Below are 26,994 nucleotides of genomic sequence, written 5' to 3' on the forward strand. Positions count from 1 at the left end.
CGCCATCTCACGGCACCACGAACGAGCGCACCAGCGTCAGCTCGCCCGGCTTGCGCAGCGGCACGCGGAACACCTGCTGCTTCTCGCGCGGCGTGCCCTCGTTCTCGATCACCGCGACCTGCGCGACGGTCAGCGCGTCCTCGCGCTCGCCGGCGCCGAAGTACTGGGCATAGACGTGGTAGATGCCGGGCATCGGGTTCGGGTGGGCGTAGATCTCGGGGCCGAAGCCCGTGGTCACGTCGACATCGAGCGCGCCACCGTTGGCGGCCACGCGCTGGCCGTACCAGACGTGCTGGCCGTCGGGCGAGACCACGTGCAGGTCGATGTCGGTCATGTCGGTGTCCCAGCTCAGCACCACGCGCAGCTTGGGCGCCACGCGGCTCGCGTTGGCCTCGTAGAACTGGACCCGGCGCTCGGGCATGCCGGCGCCGCCGGGCCCGCGCACCGCCACGCCATGCGCGCCGGGGCCGAACGACCAGGGGCGCGAGAAGCGCCCGTCCTGCGCCGCGTCCAGCGGCAGCGCGACGCCGTCGACCACCAGCCGGGCCGGCTGGCGCGCCTTGGCCGGCGCGGCGGCCAGGTCTTTGGCGATGCGGCCGGCGATCAGCGCGCTGGCGCTGCGGCCTTCGGTGTTGACGTTGGACGCCGGGTAGTGGACGGTCTGCACGAAGTCGCGCTGCGTGCTGTCGCTGGCACGCCAGCCGCCGGCCGGCGTGTCGATCACCGGGCGGCCTGCCTCTTGCGCCAACACCGGTACGCCCAGGCCCAAGGCGATGAGCGCGACGGCGATCGAACGATGAAGGGGGGTGGATGTCATGAGTCCGCCAATTGCTGCGCCAAGCGCTCGATGTAGGCCTCGTCGCGCCCGTTCGGGTGGCGGCGGAAGGTGAGGTGCAGGTACTCGTGGATCAGCGACACGCGGCCATCGCGGCTGGACCACTCGCGCACGAACAGGCGGCCGCGGCGCAGGTCGGCATGCGGCACGCCTTGTGACAGCGCGCAGACCTGCGGCGCGTTGTCCAGCGGCTCGTAGCCGGCCTCGGCGCGCAGCACCTTGCGCCAGCGCGGCTCGCGCTCGGCCAGCCAGGCCGCGGCGCGCGGCATCGGCTCGCAGTCGCTCTCGTCGCTCCAGCCGGCCAGCGTGGCCGCGGGGAACGCGTCGCGCAGCAGGCCCTCGACGCCGACGCCGGCGCGGCTGGCGGCCACCGTCTGGCGCCAGGCCATCACCTGGGGCTGGGGCCCGTCGAGCTGGTAGCGCACGGGCGCCCCGGTCAGCACCAGGCCGGCGGTGAACGCCGCAGCGGCGCGCGCCGCCTGCGTGGGCGGGCGCGGGCTGACGCGTTGCGCGCGGCTGTCGTCGTCGACCTGCAGGCAGCCGCCATCGGCACCCGCCGCCGGCCCGCTGTTCTGCCGCAACCAGCTGCGCGCGGCAATCGCCAATGCCCGCGCGGCGGCCACTTCGCGCCCGTCGCCTTCGCGGTCGACGACACGGGCCACGTAGTCTTCGAGCGGCAAGCGCGCCTGCAGGCGCGGCGCCTTCAAGCTGCCGGTGAGCTGGAACTCGGGCTGCCCCGGCACGATCAGCTTCGGGCCGTTGGCAAAGTGCAGCGCGTACTGCCCACCACGCGACAGCGGCGCGAGCGGCCCCAGCGGTGCCGGCTGGTTGTCGTCGCGCAGCACCTGGGTCAGCGGGTAGCGGCTGAAGAAGTTCACGTCGACGCAGGGTTGGGCCTGCAGGGCCGCGGCGTCGGGCGGCGCATGCAGCAAGCCACGCGCGTTCCATGCCGCCGCGATCATCTCGGCGTTGCGCTGCAGCGCGATGCGGCCGGTACCCGGCGCGCCGAACCAGAACGGCGAGCCGTCGGCCAGCCAGCCGGCACCACCGCCCCAGCGCTCGCCCTTGGCGTCGAACCAGGACCAGGTCTTGAAGCGCGGCGAGCTGCCAAGCGCGTCCAGCACGCCGATGTCGCGCAAGGTGTTGGGCAGCAGGGCCTGGCGCGCGGCCAGGCGGGCGCCGTAGGGCACCCGCTGCAGCGCCTCCAGCAGGCTGGCGATCGGCACCTGCGTGGCCGGTTGCAGCGATGCCAGCGGGCGCAGCCAAGCCGGTGCGTTGCGCGCGGCCCAGAAGCGTTGCCAGTCGGCGTCTTTCAGGCCCAGGCGCTTGGGCTCGAAGTAGGCGCCGCAGCTGCGTTGCAGCGCCGCGTCGCGGCCGATACTTTCACCAGGCTCGCAGCAGTATTCGTCGCCAGGCTCACGCTGCGCGCGCTCGCAGCGGTAGACCGGCTCCTGCGCATTGGTGGTCTGCAGGTAGCTGTAGACGAACAGCTTCCAGACGCTGCCCAGCGGCGCGCTGGCCGGTGGGTCGACATTCGCCGGCGCATGGGCGAGCGAGCCGTCGCCGGCACGCCAGACGAGCGCCGGGGCGGGCGCCGCCTGGGCCGCGCCGGCGCAGGCGAGCAGCGTCAGCGTCGCCAGGCCGACCCGCACGCTGCGCAACAGGCTCGTGGTCTTCCCGTCCAAGCTCAGCGCACCTCCACCGTGGCCCAGCCCTTGCCGGCTTCCAGCGCCTTGGCCTCGGGCTCGTACATGCGGTACAGCCGCGCCGGCGGCAGCTGGTAGCGGCCACGCTGCGAGAAGCGCAGCAGGTGGCGGTAGGTCACCGATTCACCGCCCGCCAGCTTTTCCACCGGCACCGCATAGCCCAGCGGTATCGCCTGGTGAACGGCGCGCTCCAGCGGCGTGGTCTTGCCGGCTTCGTCACCCTGCAGGTCCAGCCCCCAGGTGCCGGCCTCGACCGCTGCGCCGGGCGGCAACGCCACCTCCAGCAGGCCCCAGTGCAAGGGCTGCTGGCTCTTCACGTCGAGTGCGTCGAGGTACAGCGTGTTGGTGTCCAGCGGCGTGCCGGGTGTCACCAATTCGAGCTTGACGGTCAGGTGGCCCTCGTCAGGCGCTGAGGGTGGCGCGTTGCCACTCGGGGCCGAAGCAGCATCCGCCTTGGGCTTGGCTTGCGGCACCACGCGATAGAGCCGGCGCTCGATCTGCACCGGCAGCGCCGGCGCGTTGCCGGCTTCGCTGCTGTCGAAGGCGACGAACGCGACCTTGGCACCGCCGCTGGCCGCCAGCGTCGCGGGCTTGGCCGCGGTCGCCGGCAGCGTCCACAGCGGCTGCCCGATGCTGCCGCGCGACGCCACCCAGGGCGCCGGCAGGCTGCCCGCCTCGGCGCGCACATCCGGCGTGCTGCCCAACGCCTTGTGCAGCCAGACCAGGGCCTGCGCGCGGTCGAAGGTCGGTTGCTCGCCGCGCACCTGGGCCAGCAGCGCATTGGCCTGCGCCGCCCCGCCCTTCTTCGCCAGCACCAGCAGGCTCTGCACCAACGGCGATGGCGACGGCGCCAGGCGCGCCGCGGCGGCGTCGACTTCGGCGCGCTGCGGCGCGCTCACCCGCGAGCCGGCGGTGAAGCCGGCCAGCACCAGCGCGATGTCGCGCGCACCGCTGGCCTCGTCGCTCATCACGACGCTGCCGCGCTGGCCCGCCGCCGCGGCATCACCTTCGGCCTTGGCGGCGACCAGTTCCTCCAGCAACGCATCGACCATCGAGCCGACCGGCAAGCCCATCTCCTGCATCCAGTGCAGGGCCAGCGCGCGTTGCAGCGGCGAGGTCTTGGCGCCCTCTTTCGCGTAGACGTCGAGCAGGCGCTGCCAGTGCGCGGCCGGCAACGGCGCACGCAGCGCCTGCGTGGCGCGCCAGTCGGCGTAGTAGGCGTAGGCCGTGAGGAAAGGGTCATCGGCCATGCCGCGGCCCCACCAGCCGAACTGCGCCTGCGGGCCGGCCATCTGCGCCAGCGACAGGCGCGCCGTGGACAAGCGCTGCGTCAACATCGGCGCCAGCGGCTGCTGCGCGGCCGACAACGACTGCAGCGCGATCGACAGCGGCAGCATGCGGCTCGCGGTCTGCTCGACGCAGCCGTACGGGTACTCGACCAGGTCGTCGACCCAGCGGCTGAAGGCACCGACGGCCGGATCGGCCGCGAGCGTGACGCGGACCTTGCGCGCGTCGGCCGGCAGGCTGAGCGCGGCGGGGCCGGCGGTCAGGTCCAGCACCAGCTCGCGCGGGTTGCTCCACGCCACCGGCACACGCTTGAGCGGCGTCGCCAGCGTGTCGACCACCTTGCCGCCTTGGCGCAGCGTGACGGTCAGGTCCAGCGCGCCCAGGGTTTCGGCCTTCAGCGGCAGCGTCACGAAGTTGGCGCCGGGCTTCAGGCTCAGCTTGCCCTGCTGCGACACACCGGCGCCTTGCGCCGCCCACTCGACCTCTTGCGCGTCACGCCCCTGGTTGAACAGCGCGATGCTGGCCTGCGCCTGGTCACCCACGCGTTGCCAGTCCGGGCTGGTCCATTTGGCATAGAAGGCCTTGTCGCTGCGCACCCACGCCACCTGCTGGCCGACCAGGCCCTTGGCATCGACGGCGCGGCCGGTCAGGCGCCAGCGGGTCAGCGAGTCGGGCATCTTGAAGCTGAAGCGGGCGCGGCCCGACGCGTCTGTGCGCAGGCGTGGCTCCCAGGCCGCCGTGTCGATGTTGTCGCGGCGCGGCCGCTCGAGCACCTTCACCGCGCGCTGCGGCTCGCCGCGGCGGCCCGGCAACTCGCCGAGCTTGCGCGTTGCCAGGTCGTAGCCGATGAACGACAGCGACACGCTGGTGCGCACGTTGTTGCGCCGCGGGTGGTAGAAGAAGTCGTCGATCGTCGGCGCGATCTCGGGCTGCAGCACGTAGATCATCTCGTCGACCACGCCGACCGCGACCTCGGCCGCCACCGGCTTGCCGCCGACCGTGGTGCTCAGCTCGACGTTGACCGTGTCGCCCGGCGCGTAGACCGGCTTGTCGGGCTTGAACTCCAGCGCGACGCGCGGCTGCGCGACGCTCAGGCCCTGGTTCTGGAACACGCTGTCGCCGTGCTTGGCATAGGCCGCCGAGAGGGTGACGTTGGGGCTCATCGCCTCGGTCACCGGCAGCTTCACCTTCCACTGCGTCGGGCCCAGGCGTTCGGTCGTGAAGCCCTCGCCGCCGCGGGTCAGCAAGGCCGCCGCCTCGACACGCTCGCGCTCCAGCGTCAGCAACGCCTGGTCGACCGGCTCGGGGAAGGTGACCAGCGCCTCTGCGGTGTCGCCGGGGTTGTACTTGGCCTTGTCGAAGACGATCGCGATGCTGCCGGCCGGTGCCTTCAGGCCCTCGCCCGACACCCAATGCGAGGTGGCCGCGACGATGCGCTTTTGCGCGTCGCGCAAGGTCACGGTGTACGAGCCCGGCTGCGGGAAGCTGATCGCCACCGCGCCCCCGGCCGCGGTGCCCGGCGCCGTGAGGTCACCGCTGCTGCGCTGGCGGTCTTCGAGCCGCAGCCATTCCCAGCGCAGCGGCTGGGCCGGCGTGGTGTCGGTCGCGCGGCGGCTCGGGCTCCAGCGAAAGCTCAAGGATTCGCCCGGTTTCGAGAACTGCCGCTCCGGCGCCAGCAGCCAGGCCGCGCTGCCGCGCTCGACCAGCAGCTCGCGCGTGCTGCGCACACGGTAGGCCGCGCCATCGGTGGCCAGCACGGTCAGCACATAACGGCTGGGTTGCTCGGCGGCCGGCAGCTTGAACTGCGCCTTGCCGGAACCATCGGTGACGAGTTCGTCCTGCGACAGTTTCAGCGGGAACGAGCCGCTGTAGTCCAGCTCGCCTTCGACCATGCTCAGCGCCTGGGCGCGGGCACTCAGGCTCAGGCGCGCGTTGGCCACCGGCTTGCCGTCGGGGTAGCTGAGCTGGATCGCACCGGCCACCGGGTCGCCGGTGGCGAAGTCGGCCTTGTCGGGCAGCCACTGGATCTCGAAGTGCGGCTTCTGGTAGTCGGCCACGCGGAAGGCCGCGGTGTAGTTGTCGCCGCGCAGCGTCAGCATCAGCTCGTAGCCGCCGGCCGCCGCGTTGTCGGGCAGCTGGAAGCGGCCATCGGCGCCGCTGGTGCCGCTGAACTTGAGTGTTTGGGTCGCGACCACCTGGCCGGCCGGGTCGCGCACGACCAGGCCGATGTCGCCATCGGCCAGCGCGACCGAGTCACGCGCGTTCTTGAACTCGCGGCCGGTGACCTTGAGCATCACCATGTCGCCCGGCCGGTACAGCGGCCGGTCGGTGGTGGCGTAGACCTTGGCGTTGTAGATCTCGCTGTCGTAGTAGAAGTTTTCCGAGATGAAGACACCGCCGGCCGGGTCTTCGCCGAAGACGTAGGTCTGCTCGGGCGCCGCGGGCTTGTCCATGCGCAGCAGGCCTTGCGCGTCGGTGGCGCCGGTCTTCAGCACGCCCACACCGTCGGTCCACACGACCTGGGTCGCCGGCACGGCCTGGCCTTGCGCGCGGTGGGCGCTCCAGACCAGCATCTGCGCGCCCGAGACCTTGGTCAGCGCCAGCGTGTCGCTGACGAACAGCAGCGTGGTCGCGCGGTGCTGGCCGGCCATCGCCTCGACCAGGTACAGCCCGGGCTTTTGCGCGCCGAGCGGGATGAAGACATTGCCGGCGCTGGGCTGGATGAACTCGCTCGAGCTGCCGGCGAGCTTCAGGTCCTTCGGCGGCTCGATCGCCTTGGCCTGGTGCACCGGGTAACGAATGCGCTCGACCACCGGCAGCCCCGGCAGCGGTTTGAACTGCGGCGGCTCTTCGAAGGTCGACGGGCGCCGCAGCGTGGGCGAGGTCTTCAGCTCGGGCGCTTGCTCGGTCACCGCTCGGCGGGCATCACCGCTGAACAGCTTTTGCCACGCAATGCGCGCCTTGACGACCCAGCTGTCCCACAGGTGGGTCAGCGTGTTGGCCAGGCCCTCGCCGGCCGGCTTGCCCTCGACCTGGATGCGGTGCAGGTTGCGCTGCTTCTGCAAGAAGGCCAGCGGCTCGGGCACGCGGTACAGCACGATGTCGACGCCGCCGACCGTCGACAACTGGTCGGGGTTGTTGATCTCCAGCCGCACCTTGGCCGGCTCGCCGCTGCCAAAGGTGGCATCGGACAGCAGGAAGAACGGCTCGCCGACGAACGGCGTGTGGTCGTTGGGCAGCGGCTGGTCGTCGGCCGCGGTGACCATCGTCGGCACCAGCGTGGCCAGGGTCAGCGCCAGCGCGAAGAAGGCGCGGCGGAGCAGGGTCGTCGTCATGCGATGAACGCCAGCCTGTGCAGGCCGACGAAGTTCGGGTTGTCGGTGGCGGGGCGCCAGCGGGTGTCGGACCAGGCCATCAGCTGCGACGGGCGCAGCGCGCGCAGGCCGTTGTCGCCCTTCTCGATGCGCCCGGTGTGGTAGGCGATGTACGAGCCCATCCAGACCATCAGGTGCTGGTCGTCGCCGAAGTCGTAGAACAGCAGGTCGGCGCTCTGCGCCTGCGCCAGCTGGCGGCTCACGAAGCGGGTGTTGGACTGCACCAGCTCGATCGCCGAGACGAACGCCCCCTGGCTGCCGTCGGCCCGGCGCCAGTTGTGGCGCAGCGGCGCGGCAGCGCTGGCGTCCAGGTCGGGCGGCAGGCGCTTGCCCAGCAGGCCCATCGAGCGGCGCCAGGCCAGGTCGTGCTCACGCAGCGCCTCGGCCACCGCAAAGCGGACCAGGCCGGCGCAGTCGCGGTGGGTCCAGCGCGGTGTCGGGCCTTGCTCGACCTGGGCGTGGATCAGCACCGTGATCCAGTCGCGCAGCTGGCGGGATTGGGCGGGGTCGAGCCGAGGTTGTTCGCCGGCATGAGCCGGCCAGGCCCAGGCGCTCGCCAGGGCCGCAAGGCTCGCCAGGCATTGGCGCCGCTGGGGCCGAAACGTGCTCATGGCGCGGCAGCCGGCGACACGGGGCGCCAGTCCAGCGCGATCCAGCCTTGCGCGTCACGCTGGCCCTGCGGCACCGCCTGCACTGCCGGCAACTGGCCGAACGCGGCCAGGCGCGGCAGCAGCTGGGTTTCGGCCGCTTGGCGCATCGCGGCCTGCTCTTGCGGCAGCACCGCCAGGGCCTCGCGGCGCAGCAGCTCGGCCACCTGCGCCGGTGCGGCCACGGCCAGCGCGGCCTGGCCGCCCAGCGTGTCGGCCACGCTGGGGTAGCGGCGGGCGATCGCATCTTCGGCGCGTGCCACCAGCGCCTCGTCGGGCGAGAACAACCACCAGTCACCCACGCGGCGGAAGGCGGCGCGGTAGCCGGACGCATCGTCTTGCTTCTGGCTGCCGTAGGGCGCCGTGATGGCCGCGGCCTTGTCGCCGGCCTCCCACTGCGCGCCCTTGGGCAGCCACCAGCGCATGAAGGCCTCTTGTGTCGCCGCGCTCGGCGCCGGGCCCTTGGCGTGGGCCACCAGCAGCGGCGTGTGCAGCTGCGACTTCGCATACCAGCAGACCGCCGCCGGGCCGTCGAAGCCCTGCGCCATCTCGGCCAGCGCAGCCGTGGCGTCACCGCCCGGGGCGTTGCCGCCCTTGGCGCCCGACAACACGGTGCGGGCTGCCGCCCAGTCCACCGGCAACACGCTGCAGGCCGCGGCCTGCGCCGGCACCGCCGCCCAAGGGGACGTCGGCCAGGCACCGCCTTGGCGGACGAAGCTGCGCAGGCTGGCGCCGCCGGGTGCCACGTCGACCCGCAGCGCCTGCAAGGCCGGCATGAAGCGGTGGTAACCCAGCGCCAGCAGCGGGCCGCCCGCCACCAGCGTGTGGTTGGTGCCGGGGGCCGGCAGGCCGAACTGGCGCCGCCACAGCCCCTGCTCGCCTTCGTCAGCCGAGAGCAGGCTGGCCAGGACCTTCGTGGCCTCCGGGTCCGGCTGGCGCTCGTTGTCGAAAAGCAGGCCGGGGTCGGACAGCACCACCACGCGGTTGCCGCGCGAGGCGATCGCCAGCGTGCGCCGCGGCGACAGGCTGAGCGCATAGACCGGCACCGACTCGAGGCCGAAACTCGCCAGCGGCACCTCGGCCACCAAGGTCAATTGCTTGTCTTTGGCGGCGATCGCCCCCAGGCCCTGGATCGCCTTGGCCAGCGCGCCGCGTGTCATCGCCAGCGCCCAGTGGCGCGCCGCGCCACGGTCGTCGGCCCACAGCGCCACTTCGGCCGGCTGGTCGAGCGCCAGCGCCATCAGGTCGTCGGTGAAGGTGGTCTCGTGCTCGTAGGCGACGCGCTTGATCGCGCCGGCCAGGCCGAGCCGGTCTTCATGGGCTTCGTAGTAGAAAACGAAGTCTTCGGTCAGCAGCTCGCGCAACACCGGCGCCTGGACCATGTCGCGCGACAGCGCGGTCAGCGACGGCGTGGCGATGTAGGCGGCGGGCTGCCGCAGGTCCATGCCCAGGCCGCTGATGTGCCCGCCGTAGCGCGAATAACGCAGTGTCACCACCGCGATGGCCACCGCGGCCACCACGATCGCCCCGGTGGCGATGGCCCATTTCTTTTGCACGCCGTGCTCCCTCTTCAAGCGGCCGGTCGCCGCTGGGCAGGGACTCTAACCGGTGCCTGGGGCCTGCCGCGGTCGCGAACCCGCGTGCAGGGGTCGTGCTCTAGGGGTTGCGGCCCTCAGGCCGGCGTCAGGGGGCGGCTGTTGCCGTCAGCCCCGCGGCGTGCACATGCTTCTCGCCGCAGCCGCGGGCGGCACAGGCTTCCTCGAAGATCATCTGCGCGCAGTCCAGGCAGTTGCCGCAGTTCGACGCCACGCGCGTCAGGTCTTGCAGCAACTCGAAATTGGTGACGCCTTCGCCGATGACCCGGTGGATGTCGCGGTCGGAGACACGGTGGCAGAGGCAGACGATCATGGCCGTGGACAGCAGCAAATGAAGCGCTCTCAGTGTACTCAGTAATGGGAATCTTTCTCATTCACATTTGATGAGCGGGGTTTTTCCTGCGTTCGACCGCGCAATACGCACGCCCGGGACACCTTCACCAGCCCCCGCCGGGGCCGACAACCCAGGGACGACTTGCGAACGCCGCCACCCGCCCGTCGCGCGCTCGTTCCTGCCCACCTGCTCCGAAGGGACCCTCATGCCGTTGCTCCGCCCTGCCTCCACGACGCTGGCCGCCTGCCTCATCCCGCTCGTGCTGACCGCCTGTGGCGGCGGCTCGGGGTCCAGCACCGAAGCACCGCCGCCGGTCAGTGGTGGCGCCAGCCAGGTGCAAGGCGTGGCCACGCCGACCAGCGTGTCGGTCGTGACCGCCAAGAACGCCCAATGACCCGCCCGCACGCCAGGAGCCTGTCCATGACCCATCGCCTGCCCTGCCCGCCGCGCGCCATTGCCGTGGCCGCCGCCGCCCTCGTCGCCTGCTCGGCCACGCTGGCCGCCCCCGCCAGCAGCTCGGCCTACCGCACCGATGCACAGCAAAGCCATGTCGAAGATGCCACCTCGCGCGGCATCTCGCAGGTCAACATGATCACCTGCGTGATGGGCGCGATGCGGCCCGAAGCGCTGGTCAACCAGGGCAACTACATCGCGCTGGTCGACGGCAACAAGTGCGACCCCGAGGCGCGCGCCAGCAGCTCGAACTCCGGCGCCGACAGCGCCAGCACCTCGGCCCCGGCCTACATGACGTCGACCGTCAACTCCGCGCGCGGCTCGAACGACGAGCCGATGCGCGTGAAGACCTGGATCGACGAGAAAGAGAAGGACTTCGCCGCGACGATCTTCGTCAACATCAGCGCGACCGAAGCCCCGAGCGACAGCAACCCCTACGGCATCTTCCGGCTCGACTATTGCGGCAAGGGCGGCGACGGCCCCTGCATGATGAACGGCTACCTCGACGGCAATGCCGAGGGCATCAGCTACTTCGAGATCGAAGGCGGCGGCGATCACAGCTCGACCAAGGCCCTGCGCCTGACCAGCAGCGGGGCCGACGGCGGGGCCGGCCGGCTCAGCTACCAGCAGGGCGACGGCACGGTGAACTACCGCTTCGCCTACAACGCCGACTACTTCCGCCGCTCCGACGGCGCGAGCGACCAGTGCTTCAGCCGCGACGCGAGCGACGCCGACACCCAGATGTCGGTCTGGCGCTATGGCCTGTACGACGCGGCCAGCGGTGCCCGCATCGAGCGCCACTCGGGCTTCCCGATCGAGTTCACCGCCGGTGATGGCCAGCGCTACAGCGGACACATGGGCTACTGGGGCCTCTGGCTGCCGGCCGACGCCCCGGCGCTGGCCAACGGCGCCACCGTGCAGCGGGTCGAATACCAGGACGGCCACGACCCGGTCAAGACCGACTACACCCTGGCCAAGGCCGGCGGCCGCCTGATGCGCTACACCAAGCAGACACGCACGCTGGCCGACATCGACAAGCTGCCGTTCCAGACCTGGGTCTGGCAGATGGACGGCTTCTTCGAAGGCGCGCAGCCCAACCGCCAGTACGAGATGCACTGGGACAACACGGCCGGCGAGTTCCGCGTCAGCGGCGAGGTCGTGTGCGACAACGGCCCGTGCCAGAGCCGCACCTACGAGGTCGAGAAGTCGGTGCCCGCGTCCTACTTCGGCACCATCGGCGGCATGCGCGGCTGGTCGCAATCGCTGGGCGGTGAGCTGTACATCCCGATCGCCACCGGCGGCGCGCCGGTCGATGCGGCGCACCTGAACGTGGTCTACCGCCAGCAGGACCTGGTCTACCCGGCCGACATGCCCGCCGAACTGCACTGCCTGCGCGAGTGCCCGACGGCCGAGACCATCGCGGCCTACTTCACCAACGGCTCGGTCGCCGAGTCGCCGTTCGTGCCCGCCACCTACAACCGCTGGGGCCCGGCCGAGGCGACGGTGGACTACAGCACCAGCGCCGCCGATGCGTTGCTGAAAGACGGCGCCGGCCAGGCGGTGACCGCCACCAACGCCGAGGCCCTCGCCTCGAACCCGCGCTACCAGAACGGCCTGCGCAGCGGCCGCTTGTTCGCGAGCCTCGATGACGCGCGCTGCACCGGCGACAGCACCCACTTCTGCGAAGAGAAGATCGAGCAGCTCGACGCCTACTACCAGTGGGAGACCGGCCCCAACCAGTGGAACCAGTTCGCCGCGCTGAAGAACAGCCAGGGTGCCTTCGTCAACTTCGACGCTCCGCTGCAGGTCAACTACACCGTGCCCGCCGGTGCTGCCTATGGCGACTACGCCGGCAAGACGCTGGTGCTGCAGTACGGCGGCTTCGGCGAGCTGTGGGGCATCCCGGGCGAATGCGTCTCGCGCCTGACCAACGCCAAGGTCAGCTGCGACACCCCCGACTCGCGCTACGTGCCGGCCTTCGTGATCCCGTTCGACGAAACGCTGGGCCGCGTCAGCGTCGACGGCACGACCTACCTCGTCAAGTGGCTGGACCGCGAGATCCGCTTCGCGCGCAAGGAGATCTCGGTCTGCCAGACGGCCGGCCTGGCCCTGCCGGACGGGCTGGCGCTGCCCACGGCCGACGACCTGCGCAACCCGAGCGACCCGGCGTCGCCGGTCTACATCGGCGCCAAGCCCGAGGTCACCGCCGCGCCGCGCGTGATCCACGGCGAGGTGAAGTACTGACCGGGCCACCCGCCGCCTCGCGCGTCACCGCATGCAGCACCGGCAACGCCCTGTCGCCTGGCCACTGGCCCTGAGCCTGGCCGCGCATGGGGTGCTGGTGCTGCTGTGGTGGCGCCAGGCACCTGCGCCGGTGGCGCCCACCACCTCGCCGCAGCGCGCACCGATGGTGTGGCTGCGGCTCGCCACAGCGGTGCGGCCAACGCTGCCCGCGCCTGTTGCCGCCGAACGGGTGGCCGCGGCACCTGCCCGGCCCGCCCCTTCGGCGCGCCCACCTGCCAAGACGCCGGCGCTGCCGCCAGCGCCCGAACCCGCCACCGCCGCTGCGCCGCCCGCGCAGCCTGCGGCCCCGGCGACGGCCGCACCGGCCGTGACCGGCGTCGCCTTCGGCCCGCCACGTTGGTCCCTGCCATTCAGCGGGGCGAGCGCGGGCGCGGTCTTCGGCACACGCCGGCCGCCAGCCGCCACACCAACACCGATGGCCGTGGCCGCGGTCCCCACCGAAGTTGCGCATGCTTTGCGCGAGCAGGTGCTGCACACGCTGGAGGCCCAGGTCGCCGGCTGGGCCGCACCGGCAGACGCCCAACCGGCGCAATGCAGCCTGGCCGCCGGGCCCTCGGAGCCGGGCAACCCGGAGCCCGAGTGCGACAGCCTGGCGATGGCCCAGGCCCTGGCCGAGCGCCTGCCCACCTTGCGCGACGCGCTGGCTGCGCTGCGACGCCTGACGCCCGAACTGCCGCGCGGCGCCGTCAGAGCCGGCGACAACGCCGCGCTGGTGATCGCGTTCGCCGACGGCCGCTATCGGCTGACGATCGCCTCGCGCTGAGCGCGCCTGGGCTCAGCTGCCGGGGCTGCCGGCGGCCGATTGCAGCCAGTTCTGCTCACCCATCTGCGCCACCAACCCGATCTGGGTTTCGAGGTAGTCGATGTGCTCTTCGGTGTCTTCGAGGATGTCGTTGAGCAGCTCACGCGACACATAGTCGCGCACCGTCTCGCAGTAGGCGATCGCCTCTTTCAGGTGCGCCTGCGCCGCCACCTCGAGCTTCAGATCGCAATCCAGCGTCTCGACCGCCGACTCGCCGATGTAGAGCTTGCCCAGGTCTTGCAGATTGGGCAGGCCATCGAGCATCAGCACGCGCTCGATCAGGCGATCGGCGTGCTTCATCTCCTCAATCGACTCGTCGTACTCGTGCTTGGCCAGCTTCGCCAGGCCCCAGTTCTTCTGCATCCGCGCGTGCAGGAAATACTGGTTGATCGCCGTCAGCTCCATCTTCAGCTGGGCATTCAGGTACTGCAGCACCTTGGCGTCGCCTTTCATGGCCTTCTCCTTCTGGTCTTTGTTCGGGGTCAAAACGGCGATTGTGGGGCGGATCGCACCGCAGGGCCAACGGCCTGTCCGGCCAATCCCGCGCTCGATCGCTCTGACCGCGAATCGTTGTCAGTCTCAACCTGCGTGCGCCTCGCGGTAAGCCGCGGGCGTCAGGCCCGTCACGGCCTTGAAGCTGCGCCGGAAGCTGGACTCGTCGCTGAAGCCGAGGGCCGCGCTGACCTGGCCGACGCTCTGGTCGGCATGCAGCAGGCGCTCGGCGGCCTGGTGCAGCTTGATGCGCCGCACCAGCACCCCCACCGGCCCCCCGGTGGCCGCCTGCACGTGGCGCGCCAGCGTGCGGGCCGACAGGCCGAGCTCGTGCGCCAGCCGGTCCAGCGTGGCCTGGCTGGCGGGCAGGCGCTCCACCAGCGCGCGCAAGCGGCGCAGCCAGGCCGGCGCCTCGGGCGTCAACGCCAGGCCGTCGAACACCGGTGCCGCGGGCCTGGGGCGCGGCAACACCATCAGGCGGGCCACGTCGCGCCAGGCCTCGGCGCTGAGCAGGCGCTCGACCTGGGCGCTGACGATCGGCAGGTAACCATGCACACCGGCGGCGGTGGCCTGCTGCGGCTGCACCACGCAGGCGTGCTGCCATTGCCAGTCGACCTTCGGGTAACGCTCGGCCAGCCACGGCGCCATCCACCAGGCCGCGGTGGCCGGCTGGCCGTCCAGCCGCCCGGCCTCGGCCGCGAGCGCCACGCCGGTGCAATAGCTCCACAGCGCGACGCGCCGGCCCAACCCGCGCAGCGCCCGGAGCAGCTCGCGGTTGTCGGCCAGGCCGGTAGGCAGCTGGCCCGGCTGCTGGGCCCAGAAGCCGGGCAGCAGCAAGGCCCGGCACCCCGCGCCCGCCAGCCCCACCTCGGCATGCAAGCGCGTGCCGTGGGCACACGGCACCTCACCGGCCTGCAGCGCCACCCACCGCAGCCGGAACAGCGGCCGGCCGGCGCGCAGGTTGGCGGCATGGAACAGGTCTGCCGCCGCGAACAAGCCCGCCGGCATGCAGCCGGGGTACAGCAGCAAACCAACCTCGATCGACGACACAGCAGACACAGCAGGCCTTGGCATGAATTGACATCAACTTGTCATTTCAAGCCATTCTCACCGCTGCGCAGCGCTCGAACAATCGGGCCATCACCTGCTTGCGCGCCGCCGCCGGCCGCCGAACCGAGATGAAGCTCACCCAGATCCGCAACGCCACCGTGCTGCTCGACTACGGCCACGCGCGCATCGTGGTCGACCCGATGCTCGCGCCGCTGGGCACGCTGCCCTCGTTGAAGTGGCTGACCCGCCAGCGCCGCCGCAACCCGCTGGTCGACCTGCCGGCCGAGGCACCGGCGCTGCTCGACAGCGCGACCCACGCGCTGATCACCCACTGCCGCAAAGGCCACTTCGACCACCTGGACCGCGCCGGCAAGCGCTGGCTGCGTGAGCGGCAGCTGCCGGTGCTGTGCATGCCCGACGATGCCGACCACCTGCGCGAGCGGGGCCTGAACGTGCAGGTGCTGCAGGCAACGGGCCCGACGCCCTTCGGCCACGGCACGATCACGCCGGTGCCCTGCCTGCATGGCGAAGGCTGGGTCGGCCGCCTGATGGCGCACGGCCACGGCTACCTGATCGAGCAGCCTGGCGAGCCGAGCGTCTATCTCGCTGGCGACACGGTGCTGAGCGAGCCGGTGCGGCAATGCGTGCGCGACAACGCCCCGGCGGTCTGCGTGGTGCCAGCCGGCGGTGCCGCGATGGACCTGGGCGGCGAACTCATCATGGACGGCCCCCAGGCGCTGGAGTTGGCCGCACTCGGCCAGGGCATCTTCATCGCCAACCACCTCGAAGCGCTGGACCACTGCCCGACCCCGCGCGCAGCGCTGGTCCAGGCGGCCCACCGCGCCGGGCTGGCGCACCGCTTCCATGTCCCCGCCGACGGCCAGACCCTGGCATTCGCCTTGAACACCGCGTGAGACCTGCCCGCGTGTCGGGCATCGGCCGATGCGCTACCGTGGCGGGCTCGCAAGGCACTCGGCGCCTTCGTTCGGAGCTTCTTGTTGGCCACCTTCCACATCCTCGCGCTGTCGGGCAGCCTGCGTGCCGCGTCGATCAACTCGGCGCTGCTGCGCGCGACGGCGCGGCTGGCCCCACCACCGATCACGGTCGAGCCGTTCACGGGCTTGGGCGTGCTGCCGCTGTTCAACCCCGATCATGAGCCCGCCCCACCCGCCCCGGTGCTGGCCCTGCGCCACGCGGTGGCGCGGGCCGACGCGCTGCTGATCGCCAGCCCCGAATACGCCCACGGCGTGAGCGGCACGATCAAGAACACGCTCGACTGGCTCGTCAGCTTCGAGCCCTTCGTGCACAAGCCGGTGGCCGTGTGGAACGCCTCGCCACGCGCCCACCACGCCGACGACGCGCTGCGTGAAACCCTGCGCACGATGTCGGCCGGCATCATCGAGCCCGCCTCGGTCAGCATCCCGCTGCTGGGCGCCCACCTGGGCGAAGACGGCATGGTCGACTCACCCGCGGTGTCCGGCACCATCGTGGCGGCCTTGCGGGCCCTGCACGACGCGGTCGCGCAAGGCCCTGAAAGCCCAGGCCCGTCGTTTCGCCTGGGTTGACGGGCCGGCAGCTGCCACATCCGAAAGCGGCGCCAGCGTCGACAACGGCGTCGCCTGCGCGCAAGGCGTGAAAATGGCGCCGCGGGTCACCACCGGTGACCAGAACATCGAAACGAGGGAGAAACCATGAACCCATTCACCGGCTGCCGGCTGGCGCTGTGCGTCGCCGCGCTCACGGCGGCGCTCACCCCCACCATCGGCCATGCGCAAAGCGACTGGTCGGTGCCGCCGGACGAACCGGTGGCGGGCCTGACGCAGGCCGAGTGGTCGCGGGCGTGGTGGCAATGGGCGGGCTCGTTCGACCGCGACGACAGCCCGGTCGGTGATCAAAGCGGCGCGCTGTGCGGCCGCAAGCAAAGCGGCTCGGTGTGGTTTCTCGCCGGCACCTACGGCACCCACCGGACGGTGCGCACCTGCACGGTCCCCAGCGGCAAGTACCTGTTCTTCCCGCTGATCAACTACGTCGCGATGCCGCGCCCCGACGGTCGGTCGAACTGCATGACGGTGATGAGCACCGCGGCCGGGTTGACCAACGACGCCAGCGCGCTGATCGTCGATCTCGACGGCCGCCGCCTGGCCGACCCGATGGCGCATCGGCAGGCGACCAGGCAGTGCTTCGACATGGGCGCCCTGGCCGAGCCCAAGGTGCGGGTCTTTCCGTCGGCGGCCAATGGCTACTACGTGATGCTCAAGCCCTTGAGCCCGGGCACCCACACGCTGAACTTCGGCGGCGTCCTGCCGAGCATGGTCCAGGCCGTGACCTACACGCTGAAAGTCGAGTGACCGAACGCCGCGGTATGCTGGGCTGACTTCTGCAGCAACGCCCCGTCACCATGGCCCGTGCAATCACCTCTGCCCTCGTCACCGCCGCCGTCTTCGTCGCTGCCATCGTGCTGAACCCGTCGGCCGAGACACACCGCGAGAAGATCAAGCAGGCCACCTCCGAACGCAGCCCCATCGCAGGCGCGTTGGGGCTCGGCGCGCTGACCGCGTTCGTGTCCACCTACCACTCGTTGGGCGTCGCGTCGTACACGACGGCCAATGGCAAGACCCTGTCGTGGGGCGCCTTCGGCCTGGTGTTCGTGACGCAGAACCCCGTCACCGGCTCCTGAGCAACGACGCCGCCGCGATGCACATCGCCATCCTCACCTTCGAGGGCTTCAACGAGCTCGACTCGCTGATCGCCCTGGGCGTGCTGAACCGGGTCAAGCGTCCGGGCTGGCGCGTCACGCTGTGCTGCCCGGCGCCTTCGGTCACCTCGATGAATGGCGTGACGGTGATGGCGCAGTCGCGCCTCGATCAAGCGGCCACCGCGGACGCGGTCATCGTCGGCAGCGGCATCCGCACCCGCGAGGTGGTGGCCGATGCGGCGTTGATGCAGCAGCTGCGGCTCGACCCGGCGCGCCAGCTGATCGGCGCCCAGTGCTCGGGCACGCTGATCCTCGCGAAGCTCGGCCTGTTAGCCGGCGTGCCCGCCTGCACCGACCTGATCACCAAGCCCTGGGTGCAAGAAGCCGGGGTCGAGGTGCTGAACCAGCCGCTGTTCGCCCGCGGCCGGATCGCCACCGCCGGCGGCTGCCTCGCCTCGGCGTATCTGGCAGGCTGGGTCATCGCCCACAGCGAGGGCCTGGAGGCCGCGCGAAGTGCCTTGCACTACGTGGCGCCGGTGGGCGAGAAAGACGACTACGTCGAACGGGCCCTCGCACACATCGCCCCGCTGCTGGCCTGAGCCGGTCAATCGCTTAACCAGGCTTGCAGCGCCTCGCTGGGCCATTCGCGCCAACCGCGGGTGTCGTCGCGGGCCACGAACCAGGCGGCCACGCCGTGTCGGTTGGCCCACGCAAGACCTTCGTCCGGCCCCATCACGAACAGCGCCGTGGCCAAGGCGTCAGCGTCGGCGCAGCGTTCGTGCAGCACGCTGACCGAGGCCAATGCATGCCGCACCGGCGCCTGGCTGCGCGGATCGAGCGTGTGCGAGCACCAGCGGCCTTGCGCATCGCGAAAGCCCTGGCGGTAGTCGCCCGAGGTGGCGATGGCCTGGCCGACCAGTGCGGCGCGCAGCGGTGGCAAGCCGGCCGCGCCGGGCGGGCGCTCCAGCGCCACCCACCAGGGCTGGCCGTCGGCCTTCAGCCCTTCGCCACGCAGCTCACCCCCGAGCTCGAACAGGAAGTGGTGATGACCTGCAGCGCGCATCACCGCTGCAACCGCGTCCACCGCGTAGCCCTTGGCGATCGCCGACAGGTCGAGCTGGCAGTTGCCGGGTTGTTGCAGGCGGTCCCCTTCCAGCCTGAGCCTACGCCAGACGCCGGGCGGCTGCGCATCGGCCACGGCAGGCACCGAGAAGCCCGCACTGTCGAAGCGGCCGGTGGGCCCGAATCCCCAGCAGTCGATGGACGCGCCGAGCGCTGGGTCGAACGCACCGTCGCTTTGCTCGGCCACGTGCAGCGCCAGGCGCATCACCCGCGCGAAGTCGGGCGCCAGCGTCTGCCATTGCCCCGCCGGCAGACGGTTGAAGCGGCTCAGCGCCGAGTCCGGCGCCCAGTGGCTCATCTGGCGCACCAACTCGGTCAGACAGGCCTCGATGCGTGCCTGCTCCACCGCCAGCGGCGTTGCAGGCGGGGCGGCCAGCACCAGCCGCCATACGCTGCCCATGCTCTGCCCCGTCAGCCGGTGCAACACCGCGCCGCGCGGGGCCGCCACCAGGGGGGCCGAGGGCGGCAGCAGCACCAGCGCGTCGCCGGTGGCCGTGGCACCGCTCACTTCGGCCGCACTTCCAGCGTCGCGCTGTAGCTCAGGCGGCGCAACGGCGGCAGGTTCGTGGCTTCGGCCGGCGTGCTGTGGCTCACACCCAGCCAGTAGCGGCCGGCCTCGGGCCAGGCGACGGTGACCTCGCCCTTCGCGTCGCTCTTCAGCGTCAGCTCACCCATCTTGTAGCGGTAGCGGTTGCCGCCGCGCAGCAGGCTGAGCGCGGCATCGGCCAGCGGCTGGCCATCGAGCAGCAGGCGAAAGCGCGTGTGGTCGCCGTCGCTCAGGTCCACCGGCGCATCGAGCGCGATCAGCTCCAGCCCTTGCCCGGTGGGTGTGAACGGCTTGTCGCTCGGTTTCTCGCGCGCGACGAAGGTCTCGACCCGGCTGGCGAACTGAATCACGCGCACGTCCTCGGCCTTCTCGGGGCGCTCTTTCTCCCAGGCCTCGGCGGTGCCGCGAAAGCGCCTGGTCTCGCCCCCCAGCCGGTAGCTGACCATCACGCCCTGGCTCAGGTTCGCCACGCGGTAGGTGCCAGGCTGGTCGAGCTTCAGCTCGAAGCTGGAGCGGTGGCGCGACGTGGTGTTGACCGCCGTCGGCACGACGCGCGCGCCGTCTGGCGCGGTGATCACCAGCCCATCCAGCGACAGGCCGCGGTTGTCGAACTCGAACAGGTCTTCGGTGGCCGCGGCATCGATCGCGACGATGCCCTCCTTGCCGTCGACCAGCGTCTGGCTGGGCAGCAGCCAGGGGTGGTGGGCAGCGGCACTGAAGGAGACCAATGCCGCCGCCATGGCGACGAGCGTGCGCACTTGCAAGGTGAGTGGCTGCATGGCGTGTCCGTCCTGTTTCAGGGTTTGGCTTGCAGGCTCAGTCGGCCCAACTCGTGTTCGCCCTGGGCCTTGGCCAGGGTCGCACCGGCGGGCGGCCAGTGCAGCGGCAGGCGCTGCACCTCGCGGCCGCCGCCTTCGCGGGCCGCTTCGACCACCACCTCGTAGTCGCCCGCCGGCAAACTCGCCAGCGCCTTGGCACCACCCAGTTGCACCACATGCTCGCCCGGCGCGCGTGTCGCACCGCTGATGCCGTCGACCGGCATCTGCGCATCGCGCCCGCCCTGGCGCCACCACTGGCGCAGGTCGCGCAGCCACTTGGCGCCGCCGTTGTCCTTCTTCTTCAGGTCGTACCAGACGGCCAGATGCCCGGCAAAGCCTTGATCCCCGGCGCGCTGCAGCCACATCGCCACATAGGGCATGTGGTACTCGGCCACGCCCAGGCGCGGCAGCTCCAGCTGCAGCGCCAGCTCGGCCGCCTGGGCCGACGGGGGCGCCAGCGCGAGCGCGGCACCTAACGAGACAGTGGTGCGAACAATCATGGGCAATCCTCAGTGAGCGGCGTAGACGGCCAGCAACAGCGGCAACAACAGGCCGGCGGCCACCAGCGGCCAGGTGCTGGGCCGGCGGCGCGCATGCAGGGCCAGCAGCAGCAAGCCGGTGACCGCCGCGAAGGCGCAGGCGATGGCGAAGATGTCGATGAAGGCGCGCCAGACCAGCCCGGTGTGGCGCGCCTTGTGCAGGTCGTTCAGCCAGGCGACCCCGCCGCGGTCGCTGTCTTCCCATTCGAGGCTGCCGCGGGCCCGGTCCACACGCAGCCAGGCGTCACCGCCCGGGCGCGGCAGCGACAGGTAGACCTCGTCGGCACTCCATTCGGCCTCGGTGTCGGCGGCCCACTGCAGACCGAGGCGCTCTTGCAAGGGCTGGTGCAGCGACAGTGGCAGCGGCGCCCGCCCGCTGCCGCCGGCCGGCGGTGCGCCGCGGGCAAACGCGCCGCGCTCGGCCGGGCTCAGCTCGAAGCTGCCGCTGCGCAACACCGGCCTGGCCTCGATGCTGCCGGCGTGGTTCAAGGTGATGCCGGTCAGCGCAAAGAGCAGCAGCCCGGCCAGCGTCAAGGCCGAGCTGATCCAGTGCAGCGGCAAGATGGCCTTCAGCCACTGCGCACGCCGCTGCGCCCGCTGCACGGCCGCCGCCAGCGCGCTGGCCGCCGGCTCGAGGGTGCTCAGACCTTGATCCATCGCCGCAGCAGGTTGTGGTAACAGCCAGTCAGCTGCAGGCGCGCCGCGTCGTCGGCGCCGGTCTGGTTCAGGCGCTGGATCGCGGTGTCCAGGTCGAACAGCAGGTTGCGTTCCCCCTCGTCGGCCACCATGCTCTGGACCCAGAAGAACGACGCCAGCCGCACGCCACGCGTGACCGGCTCGACCCGGTGCAGGCTGGTCGACGGGTACAGCACCAAATCACCGGCCGGCAGCTTGACCGCATGCGCGCCGTAGGTGTCTTCGATCAGCAGCTCGCCGCCGTCGTAGCTGCGTGGCTCGGTGAGAAACAGCGTGGCCGACAGGTCGGTGCGCAGCTTGCGCCCGCTGCCGGGCAGCAGGCGCACCGCGTTGTCGACATGCGCGCCGAAGGTCTCGCCGCCTTCGTAGCGGTTGAACATCGGCGGGTAGACCTCGTTGGGCAGCGCCGCGCTGATGAACAGCGGGTGGCGCTCGAGCGCGGCGAGCACCACGTTGCCCAACTCGCGCGCCAGTGGCGAGCCCTCGGCCAGCTGGCGGTTGCGCTTGACCTGCGCACCCTGGTGGCCGGCCGTGGCGAGGCCGTCGACCCAGGGCGCCCGGTCGAGCGCGTGGCACGCCGCCTGCACCTGATCAGGCGTCAGCACGGCGGGAATCTGCACGATCATGAACCGGGCCCTCGCTTGGTGTGAAGGCTCAGAAGCGGACCAGCGCGCTGACCAGCGCAGTGCGGCCCCGCACCGGCGTCGCCCGGCCGGCGCTGCTGGCTTCGAAGTACAGCGCGTCGCTCAGGTTCTGCAGGTTCAGCCGCACCTCCCACGACTTCTGCAGGTAGGCCAGCGTTGCGTCCCAGCGGGTGTAGCCGTCGACCTTGGCGCTTTCGAAGTTGTTCAGCCAGCGCTCGCTGGCGAACTGCGCACCACCGCCCAGCTCCCATTGCGGGGTCAGGCGGTAGGTGGTCCACAGCGTGGCGTTGTGGCGCGGCGTGTTGGGCGCGGTCTTGCCCTCGGCGGCGATGCCGGCATCGGCGTTGCTGCCGATCTGCGGCGACTCGACGATCTTGCCGTTCAGGTAGGTGTAGCCGGCAAACACCTCCCACTGCGGGCTGAGGCGGCCGGTGGCCCCGAGCTCGAGCCCGTCGACGCGGATCAGGCCTTCGGTCACCTGGGTGCCAGCGGCGTCTTGCGTGCGCGGGTTGGTCTTCTCGATGCGGAACAACGCACCGGTGACGCTGAGCTCGCCGTCCAGCAGGTCCAGCTTGGCACCGAGCTCGAACGAGCGGTTGCGCTCGGCCCCCAGCGTGGCCGTGCTGGCACTTTGCGTCACCGTCTCGGCCGACGGGTTGAACGAGGTGCCGTACGACGCGTAGTAGGTCTGCATCGCATCGGGCTGGAACAGCACACCGGCGCGCGGGCTCCACATGCTTTCGGACTTCGGCGCCGCGGCCTCGGTGGTGTCGGCCGGGAAGCCCGCCGGCAGCGTGTACTTGACCAGGTCCGAGTGAACCATGAAGCGCTCGTTGCGCAGGCCGCCGACCAGCTTCCACTGCGGCGTCAGCTCGATCTGGTCGTTGAGGTAGACGGCGGCCGTGTCGGCGATCGTCGTCGTCGTGCGCGACAGCGCGTGCTCGCCGCTGATGCCGGCGTAGACCGGCGCGCCCAGGTTGATCGTCGCCGCGTCGACCGGCGTCTTCCAGGCGTAGCGGTCGTCGCGGTTGCGCTCACGCGCGAACTCGACGCCGGCGGTCAACTGATGAACCACGCGGCCCGAGTTGAACTTGGTGGTCACGTCGGTCTGGCTGATCACCGAGGTGTCTTTCAGCTGGCGCTCACGCGTCGAGCGTGCTGCGCTCAGGTCGTTCAGATCGTCGTCCAGCGTCGGCACCGTGCCGTTGACATGGACCACCGCGCCCAGCGGGTTGGCGCGTGCATGGGTGCGGTTGTCGCTCAGCTGCAGGCGGGTGCGCACGGTCGTCGTGCTGCTGGCCTTGTGCTGCAACGTCAGGCTCAGCAGGTTGACGTCCTGGTTGAACTGGTCGTCGGTGTAGCCGTAGAAGTTGTGCGCCGGCGCGTCGATCGGCTGGCGCGCGGTGCCGGCACCGGCTGTGGTGACAAACGGGAAACCGTAGTCGGGGATGTCGCGGTTGCGCTGGATCAGCGCGGCCACCGAGAACTCGGTCGGCGTGTTGATGCCCAGGCGCACCGAGGGCGCCACGCCGGCGTCCTTGTTCTTCGTCACGTCGCGGGTCGACTCGATCTGCTGGCCGAAGGCGGTCACGCGAAAGGCCGCGCTGTCCGACAGGGCCTTGTTGAAGTCACCGGTGGCGCGAAAGTAGCCGTCGGTGCCGATGGTGGCGCCCAGCTCGCCGCGGTCGCGCGCTTCAGGCTTCTTGCTGATCTGGTTGATCACGCCGCCGGTGGAGCCGCGGCCGAACAACATCGACGACGGGCCCTTCAGCACCTCGACCGCCTGCAGCGCGAACACGTCGCGGGTGTACTGGCCCCGGTCGCGCATGCCGTCGAGGTAGACGTCGGTGCGGGCCGAGAAGCCGCGCAGGTTGATGTTGTCGCCGATCACGCCACCTTCGCCGGCACCGAGCGTGATGCCGGGCACGTTGCGCAGCGCGTCTTTCAGCGATGCGGCGGCCTGCGTGTCGAGCATCTTGCGGTCGATCACGGTGATCGATTGCGGCACATCGCGCAGCGGCGTCTCGAACTTGCCGCCGGTCGTGGCCTGGCTGTTGTCACGCTCGGCGGTGGCGGTGGCCTTGATCGGCGGCAGGCTGGCGTCGGTCTTGGCGGCATCCGCGGCCGGCGCCGTGGTTTGCGCGTGGGCGGTGCCGAAGACGAGCGCCAGCGTGGCGGCGCGCAGGCTCAGCGGCAGTGCCGCGGGGGTGGCGGTGGGTTTGTTCGAGTTCAAGGAGAGTCCCTCGGGAGTCAGGTCTGGGTTGTCCCTGGCTGGCGAGCGGCTGGCGTGGGCATGGTGTGGAAATAACGGGTTGGCCGCGCGGATACCTGCGCCGCGCCAACGGTCAGGGCGCTTCGGGCTGGCTGACGAAGCCGATCTTGTGCAGGCCGGCTTTCGACGCATCGGCCAGCGTCTCGGCCACTGCGCGGTAGGCCACGGCCTGGTCGGCGCGCAGATGCACCTCGGGCACCGGCTGCAGCCGGCCGGCGGCGGCAAAGCGCTGCGCGGCGTCGGTGCGCGTCACCGGCTCGCCGTTCCAGAAGCGCTGGCCGCTGGCATCGATCGCGAATTCGATCTTCTGCGGCTTCACTTCGTTGACCTGCGAGCTGACCTGCGGCAGGTCGAGCTTGACGGCGTGCGTGAGCAGCGGCGCGGTGACGATGAAGATCACCAGCAGCACCAGCATCACGTCGATCAGCGGGACCATGTTGATCTCGCCCATCGGCGCGGCGGCGCGCTGCGAGTCGAAACTGGCGAAGGCCATCTCAAGCTCCGGCGCGCGCTGGCATGGCGTGCACGTTGCCGTTCGGCTCAGCCCCCTGGCGCAGCGTCTGGCCCAGCGTCAGGAACGACATCAGTTCGAAAGCGAAGGCATCCAGCTTGGCGGTCAGCACGCGGTTGCTGCGGGCGAGCCAGTTGTAAGCCATCACCGCCGGGATCGCCACCGCCAGGCCGAGGCCGGTCATGATCAGCGCCTCGCCGACCGGGCCGGCGACCTTGTCCAGCGTGCCCGCGCCGCTCATGCCGATGGCGACCAGCGCGTGGTACACGCCCCAGACGGTGCCGAACAGGCCGACGAACGGTGCGGTGGCGCCGATCGTGGCCAGCAGCGTCAAGCCGCTTTCGAGCTGCATCGTCTCTTCGTCGAGCACCTTCTTGATCGTGCGGGTCAGAAACTCCTGCTCGCTGCCGGCTTCGGCCAGCTTGGCCGCGCCGTACTTGGCGTGGTGCGCCTTGGCGTGCATCGAGTGCGCGGTCAGGTGGGCGAACGGCTCTTGCACGCCGTGGGTGGTGATCTCGGCCTGCACTTCGTCGAGCGAGGTGGCGTTCCAGAACAGGCTCAGAAAAGCTTCCGAGCGGCGCTTGCGAAAGAACGAGGTCAGGCCCTTGGTGGCGATCAGCACCCACGAGGTGATCGACATCAGCAGCAGGATCGCCAGCAGCGTCTTGCCCACCGCATCGCTTTGGCCCAGGAAGTGGGCGATGCCCAAGGTGCCCTGCTCAGTCACGGCTTGTTCTCCAGTTCGAATTGGATCGGCACGGTGGTCCACACGACCAGGGGCACACCGTTCTCGGTATAGGGTTTGAAGCGGGCGGCGCGCACGGCGGCGAGCGCGGCGTTGTCGAGCCGCGGCGAGCCGGACGAGCGCGACACCAACACCTGGCTGGCACGGCCATCGGTGCCGATCTCGACCTTCAGCAGCACCTCGCCCTGCTCGTGCAGGCGGCGCGATGCGAGGGGGTAGACCGGGGCCGGCGGCTCGAGGTAACTCACCGCGGTGGCGGGGATGGTGCGCGCCACCGCAGGAGCCGGCGGCGCGGGCGGCGCAGGGGGCGCCGAGGGCTCGGCAGGGGCCGGCGGGTCGGCCGGCGACGGCGGCACCACCATCGCAGCCTGCGCTGGCTCGACGGCCGGCGTGGTGGCGATCACCGGGGCCGGCGGCGGCGGCAACGTGCGCGGCACCACCGGCGGCGAAGGCGGCGGTGGTGACTTGGGCGGCAATGGGGGCGGTGGGGCGGCGATGAAGTCGACGACCAGCGGCGCCACCTCGGCCACCGCCTCGCGCACCGAAGCGATCTGCATCAGGCCCCACGCCCCGCCGACGTGGGCCGCCACCACCCCCGCCACCAGGCCACGCCGCGCCCAGGCAGGCACCGGCACGCTCGGCCGGCCCAGCAAGGCAGGGGGCAGGCCGCGGTTCGGCGAAAAGGCAGACGACAGGGACAAAGCAGGCCTCGGCGCCACGGCGCAACAAGAAGGCCGCGCCTGGCGGAGCGGCCTCGGGGGTTCGGACTTGTTGGCTGGCAGCGGCGCCACCTACAGGCGCGCCATCGAACGAACGAACAAACGAACAACGATGGGGCGAACGAGGCAGGCCGAAAGGCTGGCTGGATTCGCATTGTATTGCGAACCATTCGCATTTGCAAAGACACAATGTCTTTCGCTTGCTTGCCGGTCGTCCCCAGAACGAAGGGGGCAACGCCGCCGGGCACCTTGCGCAAGTCGTGGCGCCACCGTCCAATGCGGCAGCCGCAGCCAGTGTCCTGTCCCGCAAATCACTGCCATTGCGACGGGCCGCAATGGGGATGATCGCGAGACGACGGGCCGGGCAGATACCTCGTGGTATCTGCCCGGCTTGGCGACGCTGCGAGCGCCCCATTTCGGCCCGCCCTTCGGGTTCGACCAGATGGCGCGCTCGCGCGCCCGGCCATCAGGGCAGATACGCTGGGTATCTGCCCTGATGGCTGGACACCCGATCATCGCCATCTGGTCGAATCTCAATGGCAGTTATTTGCGGGACAGGACACCAGGGCATTCGAGGGATGGCCGTAGAACACAAAGATGCATGGAGTCGACTGGTCGACGAGACGCTCGACCGCGAGCAGGGCCCGGCCAGCGCCTGGCTCGCCGCGCTGCCGCTGCCGGCCCCGACATCGCCCGACACCTTGTGGCCCCCCGTCGGTGACCCCGCGCCCTCGCCTGCCTGGGCCAGCGAGGCCGGCGAGCCGCAGCCGGGCGACACGGTGGGCACCTACCGGCTGGTGCGCCCGG

At 71.0% G+C, this 26,994-nt stretch carries 26 protein-coding genes; 9 read left to right on the forward strand and 17 right to left on the reverse strand.

Annotated elements, in window-relative coordinates:
• Window positions 1-7 precede the first annotated feature (7 nt).
• The 6 genes from ACE3SG_RS24955 to ACE3SG_RS24980 all read right to left on the reverse strand — a co-directional run bounded on the left by ACE3SG_RS24955 (window position 8) and on the right by ACE3SG_RS24980 (window position 9,757).
• Complete coding sequence (locus ACE3SG_RS24955) at window positions 8-817, reverse strand: YfaP family protein (RefSeq protein WP_374568947.1); 810 nt, start codon at window positions 815-817, stop codon at window positions 8-10.
• Window positions 814-2,520, reverse strand: a complete 1,707-nt coding sequence (locus tag ACE3SG_RS24960; protein WP_374568948.1) for a DUF2300 domain-containing protein — start codon at window positions 2,518-2,520, stop codon at window positions 814-816. The genes ACE3SG_RS24955 and ACE3SG_RS24960 overlap by 4 nt, the downstream gene beginning before the upstream one ends.
• Before the next feature lie 2 nt (window positions 2,521-2,522).
• The gene (locus tag ACE3SG_RS24965) at window positions 2,523-7,163 is read right to left on the reverse strand and encodes an alpha-2-macroglobulin (RefSeq protein WP_374568949.1); all 4,641 of its coding nucleotides are present in this window, start codon (window positions 7,161-7,163) and stop codon (window positions 2,523-2,525) included.
• The gene (locus tag ACE3SG_RS24970) at window positions 7,160-7,813 is read right to left on the reverse strand and encodes a DUF1175 family protein (RefSeq protein ID WP_374568950.1); all 654 of its coding nucleotides are present in this window, start codon (window positions 7,811-7,813) and stop codon (window positions 7,160-7,162) included. The genes ACE3SG_RS24965 and ACE3SG_RS24970 overlap by 4 nt, the downstream gene beginning before the upstream one ends.
• The gene (locus tag ACE3SG_RS24975) at window positions 7,810-9,405 is read right to left on the reverse strand and encodes a DUF2138 family protein (RefSeq protein ID WP_374568951.1); all 1,596 of its coding nucleotides are present in this window, start codon (window positions 9,403-9,405) and stop codon (window positions 7,810-7,812) included. The genes ACE3SG_RS24970 and ACE3SG_RS24975 overlap by 4 nt, the downstream gene beginning before the upstream one ends.
• A 127-nt stretch (window positions 9,406-9,532) precedes the next feature.
• Window positions 9,533-9,757, reverse strand: coding sequence for a bacterioferritin-associated ferredoxin (locus tag ACE3SG_RS24980; RefSeq protein WP_374568952.1), 225 nt, complete (start codon window positions 9,755-9,757; stop codon window positions 9,533-9,535).
• Between the two features lie 226 nt (window positions 9,758-9,983).
• Between ACE3SG_RS24980 and ACE3SG_RS24985 the strand changes: the two genes are divergently transcribed.
• The 3 genes from ACE3SG_RS24985 to ACE3SG_RS24995 are packed head-to-tail and all read left to right on the forward strand — an operon-like array spanning window position 9,984 to window position 13,298.
• Window positions 9,984-10,172, forward strand: coding sequence for a hypothetical protein (locus tag ACE3SG_RS24985; protein WP_374568953.1), 189 nt, complete (start codon window positions 9,984-9,986; stop codon window positions 10,170-10,172).
• A 26-nt stretch (window positions 10,173-10,198) separates the two neighbouring features.
• Entirely contained in the window at window positions 10,199-12,475 is a 2,277-nt protein-coding gene (locus ACE3SG_RS24990; RefSeq protein ID WP_374568954.1) for a hypothetical protein, read from the forward strand.
• 31 nt (window positions 12,476-12,506) lie between these two features.
• A complete protein-coding gene (locus ACE3SG_RS24995; protein ID WP_374568955.1) occupies window positions 12,507-13,298 on the forward strand; it encodes a hypothetical protein in 792 nt (263 codons plus the stop codon).
• Between the two features lie 12 nt (window positions 13,299-13,310).
• On the opposite strand, the gene bfr is transcribed toward ACE3SG_RS24995, so the two are convergent.
• Together bfr and ACE3SG_RS25005 are read right to left on the reverse strand one after the other, a co-directional pair.
• Window positions 13,311-13,790 (reverse strand): bacterioferritin, encoded by a 480-nt coding sequence (bfr, locus tag ACE3SG_RS25000; RefSeq protein WP_374568956.1) that lies wholly within the window; start codon window positions 13,788-13,790, stop codon window positions 13,311-13,313.
• Between the two features lie 126 nt (window positions 13,791-13,916).
• Window positions 13,917-14,903: a GlxA family transcriptional regulator gene (locus ACE3SG_RS25005; protein WP_374568957.1), complete on the reverse strand. Its 987-nt coding sequence runs from the start codon at window positions 14,901-14,903 to the stop codon at window positions 13,917-13,919.
• A gap of 104 nt (window positions 14,904-15,007) precedes the next feature.
• Here ACE3SG_RS25005 and ACE3SG_RS25010 point away from each other — a divergent pair, with 104 nt between their 5' ends.
• From ACE3SG_RS25010 to ACE3SG_RS25030, 5 genes are all read left to right on the forward strand, one after another.
• Window positions 15,008-15,793, forward strand: coding sequence for an MBL fold metallo-hydrolase (locus ACE3SG_RS25010; protein ID WP_374568958.1), 786 nt, complete (start codon window positions 15,008-15,010; stop codon window positions 15,791-15,793).
• An 81-nt stretch (window positions 15,794-15,874) separates the two neighbouring features.
• Entirely contained in the window at window positions 15,875-16,444 is a 570-nt protein-coding gene (locus ACE3SG_RS25015) for an NADPH-dependent FMN reductase (protein ID WP_374568959.1), read from the forward strand.
• Window positions 16,445-16,570: 126 nt separating this feature from the next.
• Entirely contained in the window at window positions 16,571-17,227 is a 657-nt protein-coding gene (locus ACE3SG_RS25020; RefSeq protein ID WP_374568960.1) for a hypothetical protein, read from the forward strand.
• A gap of 50 nt (window positions 17,228-17,277) precedes the next feature.
• Window positions 17,278-17,556 carry a hypothetical protein gene (locus ACE3SG_RS25025; RefSeq protein WP_374568961.1) on the forward strand — a complete coding sequence of 93 codons (279 nt, stop codon included), beginning with the start codon at window positions 17,278-17,280 and terminating at the stop codon, window positions 17,554-17,556.
• Window positions 17,557-17,573: 17 nt separating this feature from the next.
• Window positions 17,574-18,173, forward strand: a complete 600-nt coding sequence (locus tag ACE3SG_RS25030) for a DJ-1/PfpI family protein (RefSeq protein WP_374568962.1) — start codon at window positions 17,574-17,576, stop codon at window positions 18,171-18,173.
• A 5-nt stretch (window positions 18,174-18,178) separates the two neighbouring features.
• Here ACE3SG_RS25030 and ACE3SG_RS25035 read toward each other — a convergent pair whose 3' ends face one another.
• From ACE3SG_RS25035 to ACE3SG_RS25075, 9 genes are all read right to left on the reverse strand, one after another.
• Complete coding sequence (locus tag ACE3SG_RS25035; protein WP_374568963.1) at window positions 18,179-19,204, reverse strand: FAD:protein FMN transferase; 1,026 nt, start codon at window positions 19,202-19,204, stop codon at window positions 18,179-18,181.
• Complete coding sequence (locus tag ACE3SG_RS25040; protein ID WP_374568964.1) at window positions 19,201-20,022, reverse strand: DUF4198 domain-containing protein; 822 nt, start codon at window positions 20,020-20,022, stop codon at window positions 19,201-19,203. The genes ACE3SG_RS25035 and ACE3SG_RS25040 overlap by 4 nt, the downstream gene beginning before the upstream one ends.
• A gap of 17 nt (window positions 20,023-20,039) precedes the next feature.
• Entirely contained in the window at window positions 20,040-20,561 is a 522-nt protein-coding gene (locus ACE3SG_RS25045; RefSeq protein ID WP_374568965.1) for a DUF2271 domain-containing protein, read from the reverse strand.
• 9 nt (window positions 20,562-20,570) lie between these two features.
• Window positions 20,571-21,257 (reverse strand): PepSY-associated TM helix domain-containing protein, encoded by a 687-nt coding sequence (locus tag ACE3SG_RS25050; RefSeq protein ID WP_374568966.1) that lies wholly within the window; start codon window positions 21,255-21,257, stop codon window positions 20,571-20,573.
• Window positions 21,242-21,922 (reverse strand): Fe2+-dependent dioxygenase, encoded by a 681-nt coding sequence (locus tag ACE3SG_RS25055; protein WP_374568967.1) that lies wholly within the window; start codon window positions 21,920-21,922, stop codon window positions 21,242-21,244. The genes ACE3SG_RS25050 and ACE3SG_RS25055 overlap by 16 nt, the downstream gene beginning before the upstream one ends.
• Window positions 21,923-21,950: 28 nt before the next feature.
• A complete protein-coding gene (locus ACE3SG_RS25060; protein ID WP_374568968.1) occupies window positions 21,951-24,173 on the reverse strand; it encodes a TonB-dependent receptor in 2,223 nt (740 codons plus the stop codon).
• Between the two features lie 112 nt (window positions 24,174-24,285).
• Complete coding sequence (locus ACE3SG_RS25065; protein ID WP_374568969.1) at window positions 24,286-24,705, reverse strand: ExbD/TolR family protein; 420 nt, start codon at window positions 24,703-24,705, stop codon at window positions 24,286-24,288.
• Window position 24,706: 1 nt separating this feature from the next.
• Window positions 24,707-25,450 carry a MotA/TolQ/ExbB proton channel family protein gene (locus tag ACE3SG_RS25070; protein WP_374568970.1) on the reverse strand — a complete coding sequence of 248 codons (744 nt, stop codon included), beginning with the start codon at window positions 25,448-25,450 and terminating at the stop codon, window positions 24,707-24,709.
• Entirely contained in the window at window positions 25,447-26,169 is a 723-nt protein-coding gene (locus ACE3SG_RS25075; RefSeq protein ID WP_374568971.1) for an energy transducer TonB, read from the reverse strand. The genes ACE3SG_RS25070 and ACE3SG_RS25075 overlap by 4 nt, the downstream gene beginning before the upstream one ends.
• 596 nt (window positions 26,170-26,765) lie before the next feature.
• Between ACE3SG_RS25075 and ACE3SG_RS25080 the strand changes: the two genes are divergently transcribed.
• Window positions 26,766-26,994, forward strand: a 229-nt coding sequence (locus ACE3SG_RS25080) for a hypothetical protein (protein ID WP_374568972.1), incomplete at its 3' end; no start/stop codon positions are given.

Source organism: Ideonella sp. (assembly GCF_041914305.1).
Lineage (GTDB): Bacteria > Pseudomonadota > Gammaproteobacteria > Burkholderiales > Burkholderiaceae_C > Ideonella.